The organism is Nocardioides sp. NBC_00368 (assembly GCF_036090055.1).
Classification (GTDB): domain Bacteria; phylum Actinomycetota; class Actinomycetes; order Propionibacteriales; family Nocardioidaceae; genus Nocardioides.
The window spans coordinates 4,892,895-4,910,605 of the sequence record NZ_CP107970.1 but is presented as its reverse complement, the minus strand read 5'-3'; the positions used below and the strand labels follow the sequence as shown (position 1 = coordinate 4,910,605).

Below are 17,711 nucleotides of genomic sequence, written 5' to 3'. Positions count from 1 at the left end.
CGCAACTGGTACATCCGACAAAGGTTATGAAGGTGGATCAGTGAGCCACTACAAGAGCAATCTCCGCGACATCGAGTTCAACCTGTTCGAGGTCTTCGGCACCGACAAGGTTCTCGGTACCGGTCCCTTCGCGGACCTGGACGTCGACACCGCGAAGGAGATCCTCGCCGAGGTCGAGCGTCTTTCTCGCGAGGACCTCGCCGAGTCGTTCGTCGAGGCCGACCGCAACCCGCCGGTCTTCGACCCCAAGACGAACACCGCTCCGGTCCCGGCCGCGTTCAAGAAGTCCTACGACGCGTGGATGGAGTCCGGCTTCTGGAGCCTGCAGACCCCCGAGGAGATCGGCGGCCAGGTGGCCCCGAACTCGCTGATCTGGGCGACCGCCGAGATGCTGCTGGGCGCCAACCCGGCGATCTGGATGTACGGCGCCGGCCCCTTCTTCTCGAAGGTCGTCTACGAGAACGGCAACGACCGCGACAAGCGGATCGCCGAGATCATGGTCGAGCGCCTGTGGGGCTCCACCATGGTGCTGACCGAGCCCGACGCGGGCTCCGACGTCGGCGCCGGCAAGACCTTCGCCACCCCCAACGAGGACGGCTCCTGGAACATCACCGGCGTCAAGCGCTTCATCACCAGCGCCGAGTCGGACCTGCAGGAGAACATCATGCACCTCGTCCTCGCCCGCCCGAAGGGCGTCGAGGGCATCGGTGGCCCGGGCACCAAAGGCCTCTCCCTCTTCCTGGTGCCGAAGTACCACTTCGACCACGAGACCGGTGAGCTCACCGGCGAGCGCAACGGTGCGTACGTCACCAACGTCGAGCACAAGATGGGCATCAAGGTCTCCAACACCTGCGAGCTCACCTTCGGCGACCCGCAGGTCGGCGGCGGCGAGCCCGCCAAGGGCTGGCTGCTGGGCGAGGTGCACGACGGCATCCGCCAGATGTTCGACGTCATCGAGAACGCCCGGATGATGGTCGGCACCAAGGCCATCGCGACCCTGTCGACCGGCTACCTGAACGCGCTGGAGTACGCCAAGACCCGCGTCCAGGGCGCCGACCTGACCAAGGCCGCCAAGACCGACCCGCGCGTCACGATCACCCACCACCCCGACGTGCGTCGCTCGCTGCTCGTGCAGAAGTCCTTCGCCGAGGGCATGCGCGCACTGGTCTACTACACGACCTCGTGGCAGGAGAAGGTCGTCCTCACCGAGGACGGCTCCGACGAGAACAAGCTGGCCGCCGCGGTCAACGACCTGCTGCTCCCGATCGTCAAGGGCTACGGCTCCGAGCGCGCCTGGACGCTGCTCGGCACCGAGTCGCTGCAGACCTTCGGCGGGTCGGGCTTCCTGCAGGAGTACCCGATCGAGCAGTACGTCCGCGACGCCAAGATCGACTCGATCTACGAGGGCACCACCGCGATCCAGGGCCAGGACTTCTTCTTCCGCAAGATCGTGAAGAACCAGGGCGCCGCGCTCGGCCAGATCGCTGGCGAGATCCAGGCCTTCCTCGACAACGAGGGCTCCGCCGAGCTCAAGGAGTCGCGTGCCCTGCTCGCGACCGCGCTCGAGGACGTCAACGCGATCGTCGGCCACATGTTCAACGACCTGATGGCCTCCCAGGAGGAGATCACCAACATCTACAAGGTCGCCCAGAACACCTCGCGCCTGCTGCTCGCCGTCGGCGACGTCGTGGTCGCGTGGCTGCTGCTGCGCCAGGCCGAGATCGCCCTCGCGGCGCTGGCCGGCGACCCCGGCAAGGACAAGGACTTCTACACCGGCAAGGTCGCCGCCGCGAAGTTCTTCGCCTCCTACAACCTGCCGAAGCTGACCGCTGAGCGGGCCATCGCCGAGGCGATCGACAACTCGATCATGGACCTGCCGGAGTCGGCCTTCTGATCTCCAGGTTCTGATTGGCACGTACGCTGCGGCCCGCCCGGTTCTCCGGGCGGGCCGCTTCGTCGTCCGCCGCTCAGATCGCGGAGGCGGTGACCGCGTCGGCGAGCCGTGCAGCGGCCGCAGAGATCCGGCGGTTGCTGGCGACGGCGAGCTGGAAGGACCAGTCCAGACCGATCGGGACGGCGACGACCCCCGGATCGCCCTCGACCGACGCGCGGGGCACGATCGAGACGCCGAGACCGCGGCAGACGAGGTTGCGGGCGAGCTCGAAGCTGGTGACCTCGGTGCGGACCGTCCGAGGGACGCCGGCCGAGGCGAACGCGGTGTCCACGACCGTACGGTTGCCCCATCCCGTCGGGAAGTCGACCCAGGTCTCCCCGGCGAGGTCGGCGGCGGTCACCGCACCGGCCCGCGCCAGGCGGTGGTCGGGCGCGCAGACGAAGACCAGCTCGTCGCCGTGGATGCGGGTGAGCGTCAGCCCGGGCAGCGAGGCCGCCGGCGTGGAGACCAGAGCGAGATCGAGGGCGCCGGAGCGTACGTCTGCCTCGTTGGTGGCGCTGCCGGAGATGGTCTGGCGCATCCGCACGGTGATGCCGGGATGGCGGGCGGCGAAGCCCTGCAGGACCTCGGCGATGTTCCAGCGACCGGTGTAGGAGAGGGTGCCGAAGAGGACGGTGCCGACCACCTGGCCGCGGGCGCCGGCGACCGCCTCTCGGGCAGCCGCGATGCCGGCGAGCACGTCGCGAGCCCGTGGGAGCAGCGCCTCACCCTCGGCGGTGAGCGCGAGCCGGTGGTAGCCGCGCTCGATCAGCGGCGCCCCCAGCCCGCGCTCGAGCTGCTTGATGGCTGCGGAGACGGCGGACTGCACGACACCGACCCGGTCTGCGCCGGCGGTGAAGCTGCCGGTCTCGGCGACGGCGACGAAGTACTCCAGCTGGTGGGGCTGCATGCTCTTCACTATCGCAGATGGTGATGCGTACCTTCGACAAGATTCGTTGGAGATGATCCCGTGGATCGGCGAGCATGGAAGCATGACGACAATCCAGGCAGCGCCTCTCGCCGACCGGCACCACCACGCCCGCGGGTTCTGGTCGGTGGCGTTCCTGTTCGCCGCGACGATGGGCTTCGCGGCCGCGCCGGCGCCGCTCTACGTCTTCTACGTCGACGAGCAGGGGTGGGGCTCGTTCGCGATCACGGTGGTGTTCGCGACGTACGGCGCGGGGGTGGCGATCTCGCTCTTCCTCGCCGGCCACCTCTCGGACCGGTTCGGGCGGCGGCGGGTGGTGGCGCCGGCGGTGCTGCTCAACGTGCTCTCCGCACTGATCTTCCTCTCCACCCATGAGCTGGGCTGGCTGCTGCTGGCGCGGTTGCTGTCGGGGCTGGGCGTCGGGATGCTGACGGCGACGGCGACGGCCCATCTCGCCGAGCTGCACCGAAACGCGCGGCCGGAGGCTCCCGCAACCCGTGCCGAGGTGGTCGCGACCGCGGCCAACATCGGAGGGCTGGGGCTGGGCCCGCTGGTCGCCGGGGCCCTGGCCGAGTGGGCGCCGCGGCCGCTCTACACGCCCTACGCGGTCTTCGCGTTCCTCATGGTGGTCGGGCTGCTGGCGGTGGTGGCGGCGCCGGAGACGGTCGACACCGACCAGCCGGGATGGACCTACCGGCCGCAGCGGGTGCGGGTTCCGGCCGACGCCCGCAGCGCCTACTTCGCCGCCGGGACGGCCAGCTTCGTGGCGTTCGCGATGTTCGGCTTCTTCACCTCGCTGGTGCCGTCGTTCCTCGCCGACGAGCTCGGTCTCCACTCGCACGTCGTCGCGGGCGTGGTCGGGTTCTCGATCTTCGGGGCCGCGGCGCTCTTCCAGGTGCTCGCCGGGCGCTGGCAGCGCCGTCAGCTGTACGTCACCGGCCTGGTCGCACTCACCACCGGGCTCCTCCTCGTGGTCGGCGCCCTCCTGTCCGGCACGTTCTGGGTGCTGGTCGTCGGGGCCGTCGTCACCGGGGCCGGGTCGGGGATGTCGTTCAAGGCGGCGGTCGCGACCGTGATCTCGGTGGCGCCCGCAGACAGCCGCGGTGAGGCGCTGGCCGGCCTCTTCCTGATGGCCTACGTGGGGATCACGGTGCCCGTGGTGCTGTTGGGGATCATGGTTCAGTACGTCTCGACCGGGCCCGCCGTGATTGCCTTCGGCGTGCTCCTGCTGGTGCTGCTCGCGGTGGCGGCGCGCGGGGTGGCCGGGACGCGGCGTACGGCCTGAACGGCTGGGGTCCGTGATGCGGGGGACGGTATGGGGGCCTGAAACGGCTGGGTAGCGTGGCGCGCCTGCCCCCAACCTCTGGAGTTCTGCCATGACCATCGGCCTAGGAATCATCCTGCTGGTCCTCGGACTCGTCCTGCTCACCAGCGCCGTGGATCTGCCCGACGAGGTCGCCAACGCGATCGCCAGCGAGCCGCTGGGCTGGATCTTCGTCGTCACCGGCGGCCTCGCGATCGTGATCGGCGTGCTGCTGTCGGTGAACCGGTCCCAGCACACCACCGCCGTCGAGCACCGCCAGTACGACCCCGGCCCCTACGGTGGCGGCCCTCAGGGGCCCTACCCTCCCGGCCCTCAGTCGCCTCCGCAGGGCCACTACCCGCCGGCCGGGCAGCCCATGCCGGGCAACGGCCCTCAGGGCCAGCACTTCGGTGCCGGCTATCCGGGCGGTCGGGCCTGACCCGTTCCCGTTCAGCGACGGCGCGTCGGGCGTAGCCCGGAGCGGGCGGCGCGGCGTACGGCCTCGCTCAGGTCGTCGAGGGCGATCGAGTCGAGGCGCCAACGCTGCCAGAAGAGCTGGATGTCGATCGGTTTCGCGCCCGGGAGCGGGATCGTCGTCCTGGTCTCGAGGTCGGACTCGGCCTGGGCGTCGAGCAGCATTCCCCAGCCGAGGCCGCGCCGGATGGCCTCGTGGAAGTCGTGGCTGCTCGGGACGCGGTGGATGACCGGTGGCCGGGTGGCGCCGTGCGCGGCGAGCACCTCGTCCTGGAGGTGGTCCTTCTCGTTGAAGACGATCATCGGCATCGCGCCCCACTCGATGCCCCTGCCCTTGCGGTGGCGCTCGACGAGCGCCGGGGCCGCACCGGGGGTGTAACGGAGCCTCCCCAGCGGCTCGACGGCGCAGCCCTGGACCGGTTTCGGTTCGCTGGTGACGGCGGCGAGGACCTCGCCGCGACGCAGCGCGTCGGCCGAGTAGCCCTGGTCCTCCACGGTGATCCGCAGCGCGGTCCGCTCCCAGGTCGCGACCTCGTCGAGCACCGGGCGGAACCAGGTCGCGAGCGTGTCCGCGTTGACCACGACCGAGAGGTCGACGACGGTGTCGTCGTCGGTGTCGCCCGTCCTCAGGGTCGCGGCCGCCTCGGCGAGCAGCAGGCGGAGCTGTCTTCCTTGTCGGATGAGGGGTTCGCCGGCTTCGGTGGGCGTGCAGGGCGTCGTACGCCGCACCAGCACCTGACCGGCCGCGCGCTCGAGCGCCCGGATCCGCTGGCTGACGGCGCTCGGGGTGATGTGGAGGCGGCGCGCCGCAGCGTCGAACGTGCCTTCCTCGGCGATCACGACGAGGGTCTCGAGCTGGGTCGGGTCGAGAGCTGGCACGTCTTAAGTGTGGCTTATCTTCGGTTAGATTCTTTCGCTGGTCTGTTGGCCGGTCGCGCTCTAGCGTCGCCGGCGTGATCAACGCCAGCCTCGCCGGACTCCTCACCGGGCTCAGCCTCATCGTCGCCATCGGCTCGCAGAACGCGTACGTCCTGCGTCAGGGCATCCTGCGCTCGCACGTGCTGGTCGTGGTGAGCGTCTGTGCGGTCTCCGACCTCATCCTCATCTGCGCCGGCGTCGGCGGGATGGGAGCGGTCGTCGCCCGGGCGGGCTGGGCCGTCGAGGTGCTGCGGTGGTTCGGGGTGGCGTTCCTCGGCTGGTACGGCATCGGATCGTTCCGCCGGGCGCTGCGCCCGTCGGGCCTGGAGGCGGCGGACGCGCCCCGTGAGGCGCTACCCCGCGTGATCGCCAAGGCCGCCGCCTTCACCTGGCTCAACCCGCATGTTTACATCGACACACTTGTGCTCCACGGGTCGATCGCGGCGACGTACGGCTCGGCGCGGTGGGGGTTCGCCCTCGGCGGGTGCCTGGCCAGCATCATCTGGTTCGCCGGGCTCGGCTACGGCGCGCGGCTCCTCGGTCCGCTGCTCGCCAGCCGGCGGGCGTGGCAGGTGCTCGACAGCCTCATCGGGTGCATGATGCTCGCGATCGCCGGCGGGCTCGCGCTCGGCGGGCTGGGCTGATCGAGCTGGGCTGACAGGCCGGGGCCGACCGTCAAATGCGTCCATTGTGTGGAGTCGCCGCCTAGTGTGGCCGCATGCCGTGGACGACCTCCGACATTTCTGACCTGACCGGCAAGAACGCCGTGGTGACCGGACCGACGCTGGGCGGGATCGGCTACTTCACCGCGCGCGGCCTCGCGGCCGCCGGGGCACGGGTGATCCTGGCGGGGCGGTCCTGGGAGAAGCTCGACGCGGCTGCGGCCGCCCTGGCCGAGGAAGTCCCGGGCGCCAGGCTCGACCGGGTCGCGCTCGACCTCTCCTCGCTCCAGGCGGTGCGGGCCGGTGCCGAGGCGATCGCCGCGGCGACCTTCGACGGAGGTGGGCCGCTGCATCTGCTGGTCAACAACGCGGGTGTGATGGCGACGCCGCAGTCGCGCACCGTCGACGACCTCGACCTGCAGATGGCGACCAACCACTTCGGGCCGTTCCTGCTGACCGGGCTGCTGCTCGAGCCGCTGGCCGAGAGCGGCGACGCGCGGATCGTGACCGTGTCGAGCATGATGCACAAGCTGGCCCGCAAGGCGCCGCTCGGCTACCCGACCGTGCAGGTCGGGCGGTACTCACCCTGGAACGTCTACTCGCAGTCCAAGCTCGCCAACCTGCTCTTCACCTTCGAGCTCCAGCGGCGCCTGGAGAAGGCGGGGCTGCCGATCGCTGCGTACGCCGCCCACCCGGGGCTCGCCTCGACGCGGCTGATGGCGAACGGCACGTCCAGGCGGCTGATCGCGCCGATCGCGAGCATCAGCGAGGCCGCCGTCCATGCCATGGCGCAGACCCCCGAAGCGGGCGCCTGGCCGGCACTGATGGCGGCGACCTATCCGGGGCTGGAGCCGGGGACGTACATCGGGCCGAGCGACGCCTTCGAGGCCCGCGGTGTGCCGAAGCCGGTCACCGCGTCGCGGCTCGCGCGCGATCGTGAGGCGGCGCGGGCGTTGTGGGAGCTCTCCGAGCAGACCACGGGGGTGTCCTACCCCTGATCGGCCCACCCCTGACCAAAGTCTGATCCCGGTCGCTACCTCCGGCCGATGCCTCGACGGTGCCCCGGATCCTAGATTCACCAGGGTGAGCAAGAAGGTCCAGATCTGGTCGCGAACGATCTCCGGGCACACCCACCATCTCGAGGTGACCGGCGAGATCATCCGTACGTTCGTGTGGACCGTCGACGGCGAGGAGATCCTCACCCGGAAGACCGCCGACGACCGGGCCCGGCTCGAGACCGACGACCACGGAAGCATGCTCGTGATCCACTCCGGGCTCGGTACGCCGCGGCGCGCGACCTACTTCGCGCCCGGCGAGGACCTGGCCGGGATGGCCGGCATCGGCGGCGTCGACCTGACTCCGGAGCCGGGGTCGCGGGCCGCTGCGTACGAACGCCGGGTGATCGAGCATCCCAGGCGCTATGCGCTCATCGAGACCCTCGGCGGTGCTGCGGGAGTCGTCGGCGGCATCGTCGCGGCGATGGTCGTCGCGTGGATCCTCGCCCGGATCTCGCTCCCGGACATCGACCTCCCACTCCCGAACCTTCCGGACCTCCCCGACCTGCCGCTCCCCGACCTCCCCAGCATCCCGTGGCCGTCGATCCCCTGGCCGGACCTACCGGACGTACAGGTTCCCGAGTGGGTCAAGTGGGCGGCCAACCATCTGAAGTACGTCTGGCCCGTCATCCTCGCCTTCGTCCTCGCCCAGGGCGAGATCAAGCGTCGCCGCAAGCACGCCGAGGCGTTGGCGGCGCAGGCCGAGACTGCAGAAGTGGCGGCCGAAACCGCAGAAGTGGGCGACGAAACTCGACTCTCGTCACCCACAACTACAGATTCGGCCGCCACAACTGAGGACTCGGCTGATTCTGGTCAGCGGCGGGGCTTGTAGGTCGGCTTCTCGCGCTTGAAGGCGGCCTCGCGGGCGATCTTGGTGTTCTCGCCGAAGAGGAGGCGGAGCTGCTCGATGCGCTCGCGGGAGAAGGTGCGCTTGATGGGGGCGTACCAGGTGTCGTTGAAGAGGCGCTTGGCGGCGGCGAGCTGGTCCGGGGAGCGCTCGGAGAGCTTGCGGGCGAAGGCGGTCGCGGTGGCGACCGGGTCGGCGGAGAGCTCGGTGACCAGGCCCAGCTCGTAGGCGCGCTCGCCGGAGAACTGCTCGGCGGTCATGGTCAGCTTCTTCGCGGTGTCGATGCCGACGACCTCCGACAGCGACCGGATGCCGGTCATGTCGGGGATGATGCCCCACTTGCCCTCGAGGACGGACCACTGCGAGTCGGGCTCGGCGATACGGAAGTCGGCGCCGAGCGCGATCTGTACGCCGCCACCGAGGCAGTGGCCGTGGACGGCCGCGATCACCGGGACCGGCAGCCGGCGCCACGCCCAGACCGACTCCTGGAAGAGGTTGGTGCCGCGGAAGGGCACCGGGATGAACGCACCGACGATCTTCTTCGGGTCGCGCAGCACCGAGGCGAAGTCGAGACCGGCGGTGAACGCGTCCCCCTCACCGGCGATGACCACCGCGCGCAGGTCGTGGTTCTTGCGGAGCTCCTTGGCGGTGTCGACCAGCTCCTGGAGCAGGTCGAGGGTCAGCGCGTTGAGCTTGTCAGGGCGGTTGAGACGCACCTGGGCGATGCCGTCGTTGATTTCGGTGGTGACGAGGGGCATGGGGAGAAGACTACGGGGCAGTAGGCATGATGGGACACATGGCTGACCCACGCGCTGGAACGCTCGCTACGCCCGCCGACCTGGTCGACGTACCTCACCTGGTCGCCTCCTACTACAACCTGCAGCCCGACCCCGAGGATCCGGCGCAGCAAGTCGTCTTCGGCACCTCGGGGCATCGAGGGTCCTCGCTCAGGTCGGCCTTCAACGAGACGCACATCCTGGCCACGACCCAGGCGATCGTCGACTACCGGGCCTCGCAGGGGATCGACGGGCCGCTGTTCATCGGGCGTGACACCCACGGCCTCTCCGAGCCCGCGTGGGCGAGCGCGCTGGAGGTGCTGGTCGCCAACGACGTACGCGTCCTGGTGGACGATCGCGACGGCTACACGCCCACCCCGGCGGTCTCGCACGCCATCCTTCGCGCCAACGCCGGCCGTCTGTCGGGCCCCGGCCTGGCCGACGGGATCGTGGTGACGCCGTCCCACAACCCGCCCTCCGACGGCGGCTTCAAGTACAACCCGCCCCACGGCGGCCCCGCCGACTCCGACGCCACCAAGGTCATCGCCGCCCGCGCCAACGAGCTGATCCGGGCCGGTCTGGCCGGCGTCAAGCGGGTGCCGTTCGCCGCGGCGCGGCGGAAGGCCGAGGCGTACGACTTCCTGGGCACCTACGTCGACGACCTCCCCAACGTGGTCGACCTGGCCGCCATCCGCGACGCCCGGGTGCGGATCGCGGCGGATCCGCTGGGCGGGGCCTCGGTCGCCTACTGGGCCGAGATCGCCGAGCGGCACAAGATCGATCTCAACGTGGTCAACGAGCTGGTCGACCCGACCTGGCGGTTCATGCCGCTGGACTGGGACGGGAAGATCCGGATGGACTGCTCTTCCCCCAGCGCGATGGCCGAGCTGGTGCGCTTCCTGGAGAGCACCCCGGAGTTCGACATCGCCACCGGCAACGACGCCGACGCCGACCGGCACGGCATCGTCACCCGGGACGCCGGGCTGATGAACCCCAACCACTTCCTCGCGGTCGCCATCGACCACCTCTTCGGCGGCGCACGTCCGGACTGGCCAGCGACCGCGCGGATCGGCAAGACGCTGGTCTCGTCCTCGATGATCGACCGGGTCGCCGGAGCGCTCGACAAGCCGCTGGTCGAGGTGCCGGTCGGGTTCAAGTGGTTCGTGCCGGGGCTGATCGACGGCTCGTTCGGCTTCGGTGGCGAGGAGTCGGCCGGCGCCTCGTTCCTCCGCTTCGACGGCACCGTGTGGACCACCGACAAGGACGGCATCATCCTGGCGCTGCTCGCCTCCGAGATCCTGGCGCGCACGGGGAAGTCGCCGTCGGAGCGCTATGCCGAGCTGGTCGCTGCACATGGGGAGCCGGCGTACGCCCGGATCGACGCCCCCGCCTCGCGCGAGGAGAAGGCGAAGCTCGCGGCCCTCTCCCCCGAGGCCGTCACCGCGACGACGCTGGCCGGCGAGGAGATCACCGCCAAGCTCACCGAGGCGCCCGGCAACGGCGCGGCCATCGGAGGCCTCAAGGTGACCACCGAGTCGGCCTGGTTCGCCGCACGCCCGAGCGGGACGGAAGACGTCTACAAGATCTACGCCGAGTCCTTCCGCGGCGCCGACCACCTGGCGAAGGTCCAGGAGGAGGCCAAGGCGGTGGTCACTGCGGCGTTGAGCTAGCGCTTCCCGGACGTGTAACACGTCGTTCGTAGGACTACTCGCCCTATGAGAGCGACCGGATAGTCCGACGAACAACGTGTTACAGCTGGCGCGGGCCCGGCTGGTCAGCGCATCCAGAAGGGGTGCTCTGCGTCCTCCCGGACGGTCACGTTGACCCGGTTGAAGAGGTTGTGGGTGGCGATGCAGAGGATCAGCGCGGCGGTCTGCCTCTCGTCGTAGTGCTTGGTGACCTGGCGCCAGAGCTCGTCCGGCACGGCTTCCTCGGCATCGGCCAGACGGGTCACGGCGTCGGCGAGAGCGAGCGCCGCCTTCTCGGCCTCGCTGAAGAAGGGCGACTCACGGTAGGCGGCGAGGCCGACGATCTTCTCGATCGGAAGACCGACCTCGTCGACCCGGACGGCGTGGCCCTGGAGGCAGGCAGCGCAGCCGTTGAGCGAGCTGACGCGCATCGCGATCAGCTCGGTCGTGGTCTCAGGGAGGCCGCCGTCCGCGACAGCGGCGAGGAGGTTGCCGATGCCCTTGTAGGCCTGCGGGATGACTTCTGCTGGGTTCTTCATTCGGTTGCTCATGCCATCCCCGACCCGTCGGAACGGACGGATGTGACGGGTCCGAGAAAGAAAAGATTCTTCCCCGGATCGGTCACATCTGGTCTGCTTCACGTGTCGGGTCCAGGGGGCGAGAAGACCCCGGAGACCTCGAGAACCAGGAGTGAACGATGCAGCAGGAGTGGCTGGCCGAGCGTTTCGAGGAGGAGCGGCGGCATCTGTTCGGGGTGGCCTACCGGATGCTCGGGTCGACCTCCGAGGCCGAGGACGCCGTCCAGGACGCCTGGCTCCGACTGAGCCGGACCGACGCGGACGAGATCGACAACATCGGCGGCTGGCTGACGACCGTGGTCGCACGCGTCAGCCTCAACATGCTCCGCTCGCGCAAGACCCGCGGCGAACTGCCTCTCGAAGATCGACTGCCGGAGCCCACGGTCGTGCTCGACGACGCCACCACCCAGGACCCCGCGGAGCGCGCGATGCTCGCCGACTCGGTCAGCATCGCTCTCCTGGTCGTGCTCGACCAGCTCTCCCCGGACGAGCGGCTGGCCTTCGTACTCCACGATCTCTTCGCGGTGCCGTTCGACGAGATCGCGACGATGCTCGACCGCTCCTCGGACTCGACCCGCCAGCTCGCCAGCCGCGCGCGGCGCCGGGTCCGAGGACGTACGCCGCACCCGGATGTCGCCGCGCAGCGCGAGGTCGTCGACGCCTTCTTCGCCGCGGCCCAGGACGGCGATCTGAACCGGCTGATCGGTGCCCTCCACCCCGAGGTCGTCCTGCGGGCCGATCTCGGCACCGGGATCACCACCTACCGCGGAGCCGCGAAGGTCGCCGGCAACGCCGTCATGTACGCCCACGCCGACCGCATCACCCACGACGCCCTCGTCAACGGCTCCGCCGGTGTCATCGTCACCTTCCACGGCAAGCTCTACAGCGTCATGTCCTTCACCGTGGTCGACGGGCAGATCACCGAGATCGAGGCGTACGCCGCCCCCGCCCAGGTCGCGAAGCTCGCCGAGAGCCTGGGACTCGAGTCAGCGCACGCCTAAGCGGCCTGACGGCGGGGTCGGCCGCGGCCGCGCTTGTGGGTGACCACCTGGCCGCGCTCGACGATCTCGCCGCCCCAGACGCCCCAAGGCTCAGAGCGCGCGAGAGCACCCGAGAGGCACTCGCGCATCACCGGGCAGTCGAGGCAGCGGTCTTTGGCCACCTCGAGGGCGGCGGGGGACTCTGAGAACCACAACGCAGAGTCGTCTCCGTGGCACGGCAGGCCGGCGGCGTACAAAGGCGGGATGATCTCCAAGGGCACCCCTCGAGAATCTGCGCCTGAGGTAGGCCCGCGCATCGGGAAACTACCTTAGATCGCCCCTGAGGCCCTCGCCTGAGGATCTCCAGAGGAGGAATCGTTTAGGACTCGTGATTCGCGTTTGCACCCCTCTTCGGCGCAAATCTCTCTACGATGCGAAACGCCGCGACCTGACGCGGCGCATCCCCGAGAGGAGCAAACCCGTGCAGCTCGGAAAGCAGGGAATCAGCCTTGCGCTCGTCGCCGCCGGCCTGGTGATCACACCGGTCGCCGCGGTCGCCGCGAAACCGGATCCCAGCGGCATCGACCAGCTGAAGGCCACGGCCGACCAGACCGTCACCCTCAAGAAGGAGGGCGCGACCGGCCTGATCGGCTTCGTGTCCACCCAGGGCGATCTGCTGCCCCGCATGGCCGCCGACTCGAAGTCCGAAGCGGCCGCGAAGGCGCGTGAGTACCTCGATGAGTACGCCTCGGTCTTCGGCGCCGAGGCCAACCAGCTCGACCAGTCGAAGGTCACCACCACCCCAGCCGGCTGGACGGTCGAGTTCGAGCAGGCCTACGACGGCGTGCCGGTCTTCGGCGGCGTCCTGAAGGCCCACGTCGACAAGTCCGGCGACCTGACCTCGGTCAACGGTTTCGCCGCCCCCGATCTCGACCTCAGCACGACCCCGAAGTGGTCGAAGGAGAAGGCCAGCGCCAAGGCGCTCGAGCTGGTGAAGGCGAAGCCGGCTCAGGCCCACCCCGACAGCAAGGTCGACACCAGCGGCGTCGAGGTCGTCAAGGCCGACCTCAACGTCTACCGCATGGGCGCCGCCCAGGGCGTGAGCGGCAAGAGCCTGCTCGCCTGGGTCATCGAGGTGTCCAACAAGTCCACCGTGCGCGAGACCCTCGTGCTCGACGCCGCCAGCGGCAAGGCGGTCAACCGCTACTCGATGATCCACGCGGCCACCGACCGCGAGCTGGTCGAGAAGCACAACACCCCTGACACCACCGACGACGCGACCGTCTGGCGCGAGAACGACGCCTTCCCGGGCACGCTCGACCAGGACCAGCAGAACGAGGTCGCCAGCACCGGCGAGTCCTACTGGCTCTTCAAGAACACCTTCGGTCGCGACTCCTACGACGGCAACGGCGCGAAGATGGTCACGGTCAACAACGACCCGGCGATCTCGTGCCCCAACGCCAACTGGAACGGCGAGACCACCAACTACTGCTCCGGGGTCACCTCCGACGACGTGGTGGCACACGAGTGGGGCCACGCCTACACCGAGCACACCTCCGGCCTGATCTACCAGTGGCAGTCGGGTGCGCTCAACGAGGCATACTCCGACATGTGGGGCAACACGGTCGACTTCCTCAACGCCCGCGAGAACACCACCGACGACGTGGCTCGTACGGACGGAAAGTGCTCCTCCTCCACGCGCGGAGCCATCACGCTGACGATCAACTCGCCGGCCGACGTCGCCGGGGACTGCCCGGCCGCTGCCGCCAACTTCGGTCCGGTCTACCCGACCGCCGGAGTGACCAGCGACATCGTGGTCGGCCTCGACGCCGCCAACAGCGGCGGCCCGACGACCACCGACGGCTGCTCGCCGCTCGAGAACGCCGCCGCCGTCAGCGGCAAGTTCGTGCTCGTCGACCGTGGCACCTGCCCGTTCACCCAGAAGGTGGCGAACGCGAAGAACGCAGGCGCCAAGGGCGTCGTGATCGCGTTCCTGCAGGGACAGTCGATCGGCAGCATCTCCGGCAACTCCGACATCTACGGCGCGACCACCGACTACGCCACCGGCCAGAAGATCAAGAACGCCACCGGCACCGTCAACATCACCATCAAGGACGCCTCGACCGAGTCCAAGGACGAGTCCGTACGTTGGCTGATGGGTGAGGACTCGACCGCCTTCGGCGGCGCGATCCGCGACATGTGGAACCCGAACTGCTACGGCGACCCGGGCAAGGTCTCCGACGAGGAATACCACTGCGACGGTGCCACCGACTCCGGCGGCGTCCACGTCAACTCCGGCGTCATCAACCACCACTACGCCCTGCTCGTGGACGGTGGCGCCTACAACGACACCACCGTGGCCGGCATCGGCCTGGACAAGGCCGCCAACCTGATCTGGCACGCCCAGACCAACTACCTGACGCCGACCTCGGGCTTCCCCGAGTACGCCCAGGCGATGGTCTCCTCCTGCGCCGACCTGATGGGTGTGACGACGCTCAAGAAGCTCACCCTGGGCACCTCGACGCCGCAGACCGGCGGCGGCGAGACTCCGGGTGGCGAGGCCACGGCTCCGGCTCTGGACCCGATCACGGCCGATGACTGCGCGGCGGTCGCGGCGGCCAACACGGCCACCGAGCTCACCAAGGAGCCGGTCCAGTGCAACTTCGGTCCGATGCTCGACCCCAACACCCCCGCCCTGTGTGGCGAGGGCACCAACGAGGTCACCACCTACACCGAGGACTTCGAGGACGGTCTGACCGGTTGGACCCAGGACGCCGAGGCCCTGGTCCCCGGCAACGACTACCCCTGGGAGGCGGGCTCCGACGTCGAGGGCAACACCAGCGGTCTTGCGTTCGCGCCGGGGCCGAACGAGGGCGCCTGCGGGTCCGCGACGGGTGACATCACCAGCCGCAACGGCCTCGTCAGCCCGACCCTCACCGTGCCCGACGGCCTCTCGCCGCGGCTGAGCTTCGACCACTCGGTCCTCACCGAGTGGGGCTACGACGGCGGCAACGTCAAGGCCTCGGTCAACGGCGGCGAGTTCAAGGTCGTCGACCAGGCCGCGTACGCCTTCAACGCGCCGGGCGGCACGATGAGCGCCGACAGCGGCTTCATGGAGGGCCAGCCGGCCTGGACGGGTTCCGACGGCAACAGCTTCACCGGTGAGTGGGGCACCACCATCGTGAAGCTCGACTCCATCGCGGCCGCAGGCGACACCGTGCAGTTCCGCTTCGACTTCGGTCGCGACGGCTGTGGCGGCGCCAGGGGCTGGGCGATCGACAACGTCTCGGTGAGCTACTGCACCGAGAAGGCGGTCCCGGAGATCTCCGCCACCTCGCCCAAGCGCGGCAAGGTCGAGATCACCGTCGACGGCAAGCGCGCCACCGGCGAGATCGTCGTCCGCGAGAACGGCATCCGCGTGGGCCGCTTCACCCTGAAGAAGGAGGAGGCGACCTTCCGGGCGCTCCGAGGCACGCACACCTACGAGGTGGCCTACTCGGGTGACCGCAACAACGAGGCGATCACCGAGACGGTGACCGTCAGGGTCAAGTAGCAGTCACACCTTCAGAGGCCCCGCCGGAAGAAACCCACTCCGGCGGGGCCTTCTGTGTCCCTACACTCAGCCTCATGCGCGGAACGATCCTGACCCTGGGCGGTGGCGGCTTCTCGATGCCGGAGGTGCACGGGCAGGACTTCTCCCCGCTCGATGCCGAGCTCAACCGGCTGAGCGGCAAGGATCGACCCAAGGTCTGCTTCATCGCGACCGCGAGCGGCGACGCGGAGAGCTACCACGACAAGTTCCTCGCCGCGTACGCCGACCGTTCCGAGGCGACCGTGCTGTCGCTGTTCAACAAGGCACCCGAGGGGCACGAGCTCCCGATCAACGCCCTCGAGCAGCTGCTCGACCAGGACATCGTCTACGTCGGCGGAGGTTCCACGGCCAACCTGCTCGCCGTCTGGCGGTTGCACGGGCTGCCCGCCCTCCTGGAGAAGGCCGCTGCCGGCGGGACAATTTTGGCGGGGATCTCGGCCGGGGCCAACTGCTGGTACGAGGCCTCCTCGACCGACTCCTTCGGCCCCACCGCGCCGCTTCCCGACGGTCTGGGCTTCCTCCCCGGCTCGTTCTGCCCGCACTACCTCGGCGAGGCGGACCGGCGGGAGACGTACGTCCGGTTCGTGGGTTCCGGGGCGCTGCCGTCCGGCTATGCCGCCGATGACGGCGTCGCGCTGCTGTGGCGCGACGGGGAGCTGGTCGAGGTGCTCAGCGAGCGGCCGGACGGAGTGGCGTACGCCGTCGGACCGGCCGGGGAGACCCCCCTCGACGTGAGGGTTCTCGGCTAGGGCAGGTAGAGCAGGCCGTACGTCGCGAGGTGGCAGAACCCGAAGAGCGCGGGTGCCCACACCTCGATGTTGCTCATCGGCAGGTAGCGCGAGCTGTCGCGACCGAGGCCGACCGCCGACCACTCCGCGACGCCGGGTGCCGCGGGCAGCTGCTTCTCGAGGTGGGAGATGACGGCGTACTTCCCGCTCGCCATCTGCCGGTAGGAGCGGATGATCCAGAACCAGCCGAGGCACAGGCCGGAAGCGGCGATCAGCGCGACCGTGAACAGCCACGGCCGCTCGGGGGCACTGGCCACGAGCGCGGTGCCGGCGACCAGGACGCCGAGGTTGAGGATCAGGAAGAACGCGCTGGTGATCGTCCGTCGCACGCTGAGCCGCTCGGCCTCGGCGACGTAGAGCTTGTACTGCTCGAAGAGCACCGCGCGGTCACCGCTGGAGAGCACGTCGGGAGGCAACACCCACAGGCCCTCGGCGAGCGCCGACGGGTTCGGCTTGTTGGCGGTCACATAGCTGCGCACCGCGGTCTGCGACTCAGCTCCGGGAATCAACTCGTTCTCCATAGTGGCTAGTTGTCTACCGGTCCAGGCGGGTGATGTCCATACGACATTCCTCACCGTGGGGCAGGTGTGACCCAGGTGTTCACCAACGTCTCACCTAGGTCAGGGCACGCAGCGCGGCGGCGGCCTCGTCGACGCACTCGGGGAGGCCGAGGTCGGTGGCCCCGGACACCCACCGGGTGAAGGCCGCCTGGAAGACGGCGACGGCGCTGTAGGCGGCCAGCGCGGCGGTCGGCTCACCCACGCCACGCTCGGCGAGGGCGGCCTGCGCCGCGGTCGTCATGGCGGCCATCTTGAGCAGCTCACGCTCCTGGAGGGCGGGGGTCGACTCGACGATCCGGGCGCGCTGGGCGGCCTGCTCCCGGCTGCGCGCGTCGGCGATCCCGACCGCCGCCTCGCGTACGCCGCCCAGCACCATCTGCAGCGGGGTCGCCTGCTCGTCGGCGGCCGCGATCGCCTTCACCACCACGTCGTCGAGCGGGCTGGGATTCGCGAAGAGCACCTCGCGCTTGTCGGCGAAGTGGCGGAAGAAGGTGCGCTCGGTCACCCCGGCGCGGGCCGCGATGTCGCCGGCGGTCGTCTTGTCGTAGCCCTTCTCGGCGAACAGGTCCAGGGCAGCGGACAGCATCCGGCCACGCGCGTCCGGCTCCCATCTCGCCATGGCTCCATCC

At 69.6% G+C, this 17,711-nt stretch carries 17 protein-coding genes; 10 read left to right on the top strand and 7 right to left on the bottom strand.

The features are described 5' to 3' along the window. The first annotated feature begins 40 nt into the window (after positions 1 to 40). Complete coding sequence (locus OG984_RS23395; RefSeq protein WP_328528579.1) at positions 41 to 1,894, top strand: acyl-CoA dehydrogenase; 1,854 nt, start codon at positions 41 to 43, stop codon at positions 1,892 to 1,894. 73 nt (positions 1,895 to 1,967) lie between these two features. On the opposite strand, the gene OG984_RS23390 is transcribed toward OG984_RS23395, so the two are convergent. Further along, entirely contained in the window at positions 1,968 to 2,843 is an 876-nt protein-coding gene (locus tag OG984_RS23390; RefSeq protein ID WP_328528578.1) for a LysR family transcriptional regulator, read from the bottom strand. Between the two features lie 82 nt (positions 2,844 to 2,925). Here OG984_RS23390 and OG984_RS23385 point away from each other — a divergent pair, with 82 nt between their 5' ends. Then, positions 2,926 to 4,146 carry an MFS transporter gene (locus OG984_RS23385; protein ID WP_328528577.1) on the top strand — a complete coding sequence of 407 codons (1,221 nt, stop codon included), beginning with the start codon at positions 2,926 to 2,928 and terminating at the stop codon, positions 4,144 to 4,146. Between the two features lie 91 nt (positions 4,147 to 4,237). Continuing rightward, entirely contained in the window at positions 4,238 to 4,603 is a 366-nt protein-coding gene (locus OG984_RS23380; RefSeq protein ID WP_328528576.1) for a hypothetical protein, read from the top strand. An 11-nt stretch (positions 4,604 to 4,614) separates the two neighbouring features. Here the strand turns inward: OG984_RS23380 and OG984_RS23375 are convergent, their stop codons facing one another. Then, a complete protein-coding gene (locus tag OG984_RS23375; protein ID WP_328528575.1) occupies positions 4,615 to 5,517 on the bottom strand; it encodes an ArgP/LysG family DNA-binding transcriptional regulator in 903 nt (300 codons plus the stop codon). A 74-nt stretch (positions 5,518 to 5,591) separates the two neighbouring features. Between OG984_RS23375 and OG984_RS23370 the strand changes: the two genes are divergently transcribed. From OG984_RS23370 to OG984_RS23360, 3 genes are all read left to right on the top strand, one after another. Next, on the top strand, positions 5,592 to 6,200 hold the full coding sequence (locus OG984_RS23370; RefSeq protein WP_328528574.1) for a LysE/ArgO family amino acid transporter: 609 nt from the start codon (positions 5,592 to 5,594) through the stop codon (positions 6,198 to 6,200). 74 nt (positions 6,201 to 6,274) lie between these two features. Beyond that, on the top strand, positions 6,275 to 7,216 hold the full coding sequence (locus tag OG984_RS23365; protein ID WP_328528573.1) for an oxidoreductase: 942 nt from the start codon (positions 6,275 to 6,277) through the stop codon (positions 7,214 to 7,216). An 85-nt stretch (positions 7,217 to 7,301) separates the two neighbouring features. Further along, positions 7,302 to 8,105: a hypothetical protein gene (locus OG984_RS23360; protein WP_328528572.1), complete on the top strand. Its 804-nt coding sequence runs from the start codon at positions 7,302 to 7,304 to the stop codon at positions 8,103 to 8,105. Here OG984_RS23360 and OG984_RS23355 read toward each other — a convergent pair. Further along, positions 8,087 to 8,878, bottom strand: a complete 792-nt coding sequence (locus OG984_RS23355) for a crotonase/enoyl-CoA hydratase family protein (protein WP_328528571.1) — start codon at positions 8,876 to 8,878, stop codon at positions 8,087 to 8,089. The genes OG984_RS23360 and OG984_RS23355 overlap by 19 nt on opposite strands. Before the next feature lie 38 nt (positions 8,879 to 8,916). Here OG984_RS23355 and pgm point away from each other — a divergent pair, with 38 nt between their 5' ends. Continuing rightward, positions 8,917 to 10,566, top strand: a complete 1,650-nt coding sequence (gene pgm / locus OG984_RS23350; protein WP_328528570.1) for a phosphoglucomutase (alpha-D-glucose-1,6-bisphosphate-dependent) — start codon at positions 8,917 to 8,919, stop codon at positions 10,564 to 10,566. Between the two features lie 104 nt (positions 10,567 to 10,670). Here the strand turns inward: pgm and OG984_RS23345 are convergent, their stop codons facing one another. Further along, entirely contained in the window at positions 10,671 to 11,135 is a 465-nt protein-coding gene (locus tag OG984_RS23345; RefSeq protein WP_328528569.1) for a carboxymuconolactone decarboxylase family protein, read from the bottom strand. Positions 11,136 to 11,281: 146 nt separating this feature from the next. Here OG984_RS23345 and OG984_RS23340 point away from each other — a divergent pair, with 146 nt between their 5' ends. Next, complete coding sequence (locus tag OG984_RS23340; RefSeq protein WP_328528568.1) at positions 11,282 to 12,163, top strand: sigma-70 family RNA polymerase sigma factor; 882 nt, start codon at positions 11,282 to 11,284, stop codon at positions 12,161 to 12,163. On the opposite strand, the gene OG984_RS23335 is transcribed toward OG984_RS23340, so the two are convergent. Continuing rightward, complete coding sequence (locus OG984_RS23335) at positions 12,160 to 12,459, bottom strand: WhiB family transcriptional regulator (RefSeq protein WP_328528567.1); 300 nt, start codon at positions 12,457 to 12,459, stop codon at positions 12,160 to 12,162. The two genes, OG984_RS23340 and OG984_RS23335, sit on opposite strands and share 4 nt — an antisense overlap. Positions 12,460 to 12,623: 164 nt before the next feature. On the opposite strand from OG984_RS23335, the gene OG984_RS23330 reads away from it, so the two are divergent. Both OG984_RS23330 and OG984_RS23325 read left to right on the top strand, forming a co-directional pair. Then, positions 12,624 to 15,695: a M4 family metallopeptidase gene (locus OG984_RS23330; protein WP_328528566.1), complete on the top strand. Its 3,072-nt coding sequence runs from the start codon at positions 12,624 to 12,626 to the stop codon at positions 15,693 to 15,695. Between the two features lie 74 nt (positions 15,696 to 15,769). Continuing rightward, positions 15,770 to 16,483, top strand: a complete 714-nt coding sequence (locus tag OG984_RS23325) for a peptidase E (RefSeq protein WP_328528565.1) — start codon at positions 15,770 to 15,772, stop codon at positions 16,481 to 16,483. Here OG984_RS23325 and OG984_RS23320 read toward each other — a convergent pair. Both OG984_RS23320 and OG984_RS23315 read right to left on the bottom strand, forming a co-directional pair. After that, positions 16,480 to 17,031: a RipA family octameric membrane protein gene (locus tag OG984_RS23320; RefSeq protein ID WP_328528564.1), complete on the bottom strand. Its 552-nt coding sequence runs from the start codon at positions 17,029 to 17,031 to the stop codon at positions 16,480 to 16,482. The two genes, OG984_RS23325 and OG984_RS23320, sit on opposite strands and share 4 nt — an antisense overlap. 106 nt (positions 17,032 to 17,137) lie before the next feature. Then, positions 17,138 to 17,701: a TetR/AcrR family transcriptional regulator gene (locus OG984_RS23315; RefSeq protein ID WP_328528563.1), complete on the bottom strand. Its 564-nt coding sequence runs from the start codon at positions 17,699 to 17,701 to the stop codon at positions 17,138 to 17,140. Positions 17,702 to 17,711 lie beyond the last annotated feature (10 nt).

Bases quoted from the DNA above. Each gene is read 5' to 3' on its own strand.
- OG984_RS23390 (WP_328528578.1), bottom strand. From the start codon at position 2,843: ATGCAGCCCCACCAGCTGGAGTACTTCGTCGCCGTCGCCGAGACCGGC.
- OG984_RS23385 (WP_328528577.1), top strand. From the start codon at position 2,926: ATGACGACAATCCAGGCAGCGCCTCTCGCCGACCGGCACCACCACGCC.
- OG984_RS23380 (WP_328528576.1), top strand. From the start codon at position 4,238: ATGACCATCGGCCTAGGAATCATCCTGCTGGTCCTCGGACTCGTCCTG.
- OG984_RS23365 (WP_328528573.1), top strand. From the start codon at position 6,275: ATGCCGTGGACGACCTCCGACATTTCTGACCTGACCGGCAAGAACGCC.
- OG984_RS23355 (WP_328528571.1), bottom strand. From the start codon at position 8,878: ATGCCCCTCGTCACCACCGAAATCAACGACGGCATCGCCCAGGTGCGT.
- pgm (WP_328528570.1), top strand. From the start codon at position 8,917: ATGGCTGACCCACGCGCTGGAACGCTCGCTACGCCCGCCGACCTGGTC.
- OG984_RS23345 (WP_328528569.1), bottom strand. From the start codon at position 11,135: ATGAGCAACCGAATGAAGAACCCAGCAGAAGTCATCCCGCAGGCCTAC.
- OG984_RS23340 (WP_328528568.1), top strand. From the start codon at position 11,282: ATGCAGCAGGAGTGGCTGGCCGAGCGTTTCGAGGAGGAGCGGCGGCAT.
- OG984_RS23335 (WP_328528567.1), bottom strand. From the start codon at position 12,459: ATGCGCGGGCCTACCTCAGGCGCAGATTCTCGAGGGGTGCCCTTGGAG.
- OG984_RS23325 (WP_328528565.1), top strand. From the start codon at position 15,770: ATGCGCGGAACGATCCTGACCCTGGGCGGTGGCGGCTTCTCGATGCCG.
- OG984_RS23315 (WP_328528563.1), bottom strand. From the start codon at position 17,701: ATGGCGAGATGGGAGCCGGACGCGCGTGGCCGGATGCTGTCCGCTGCC.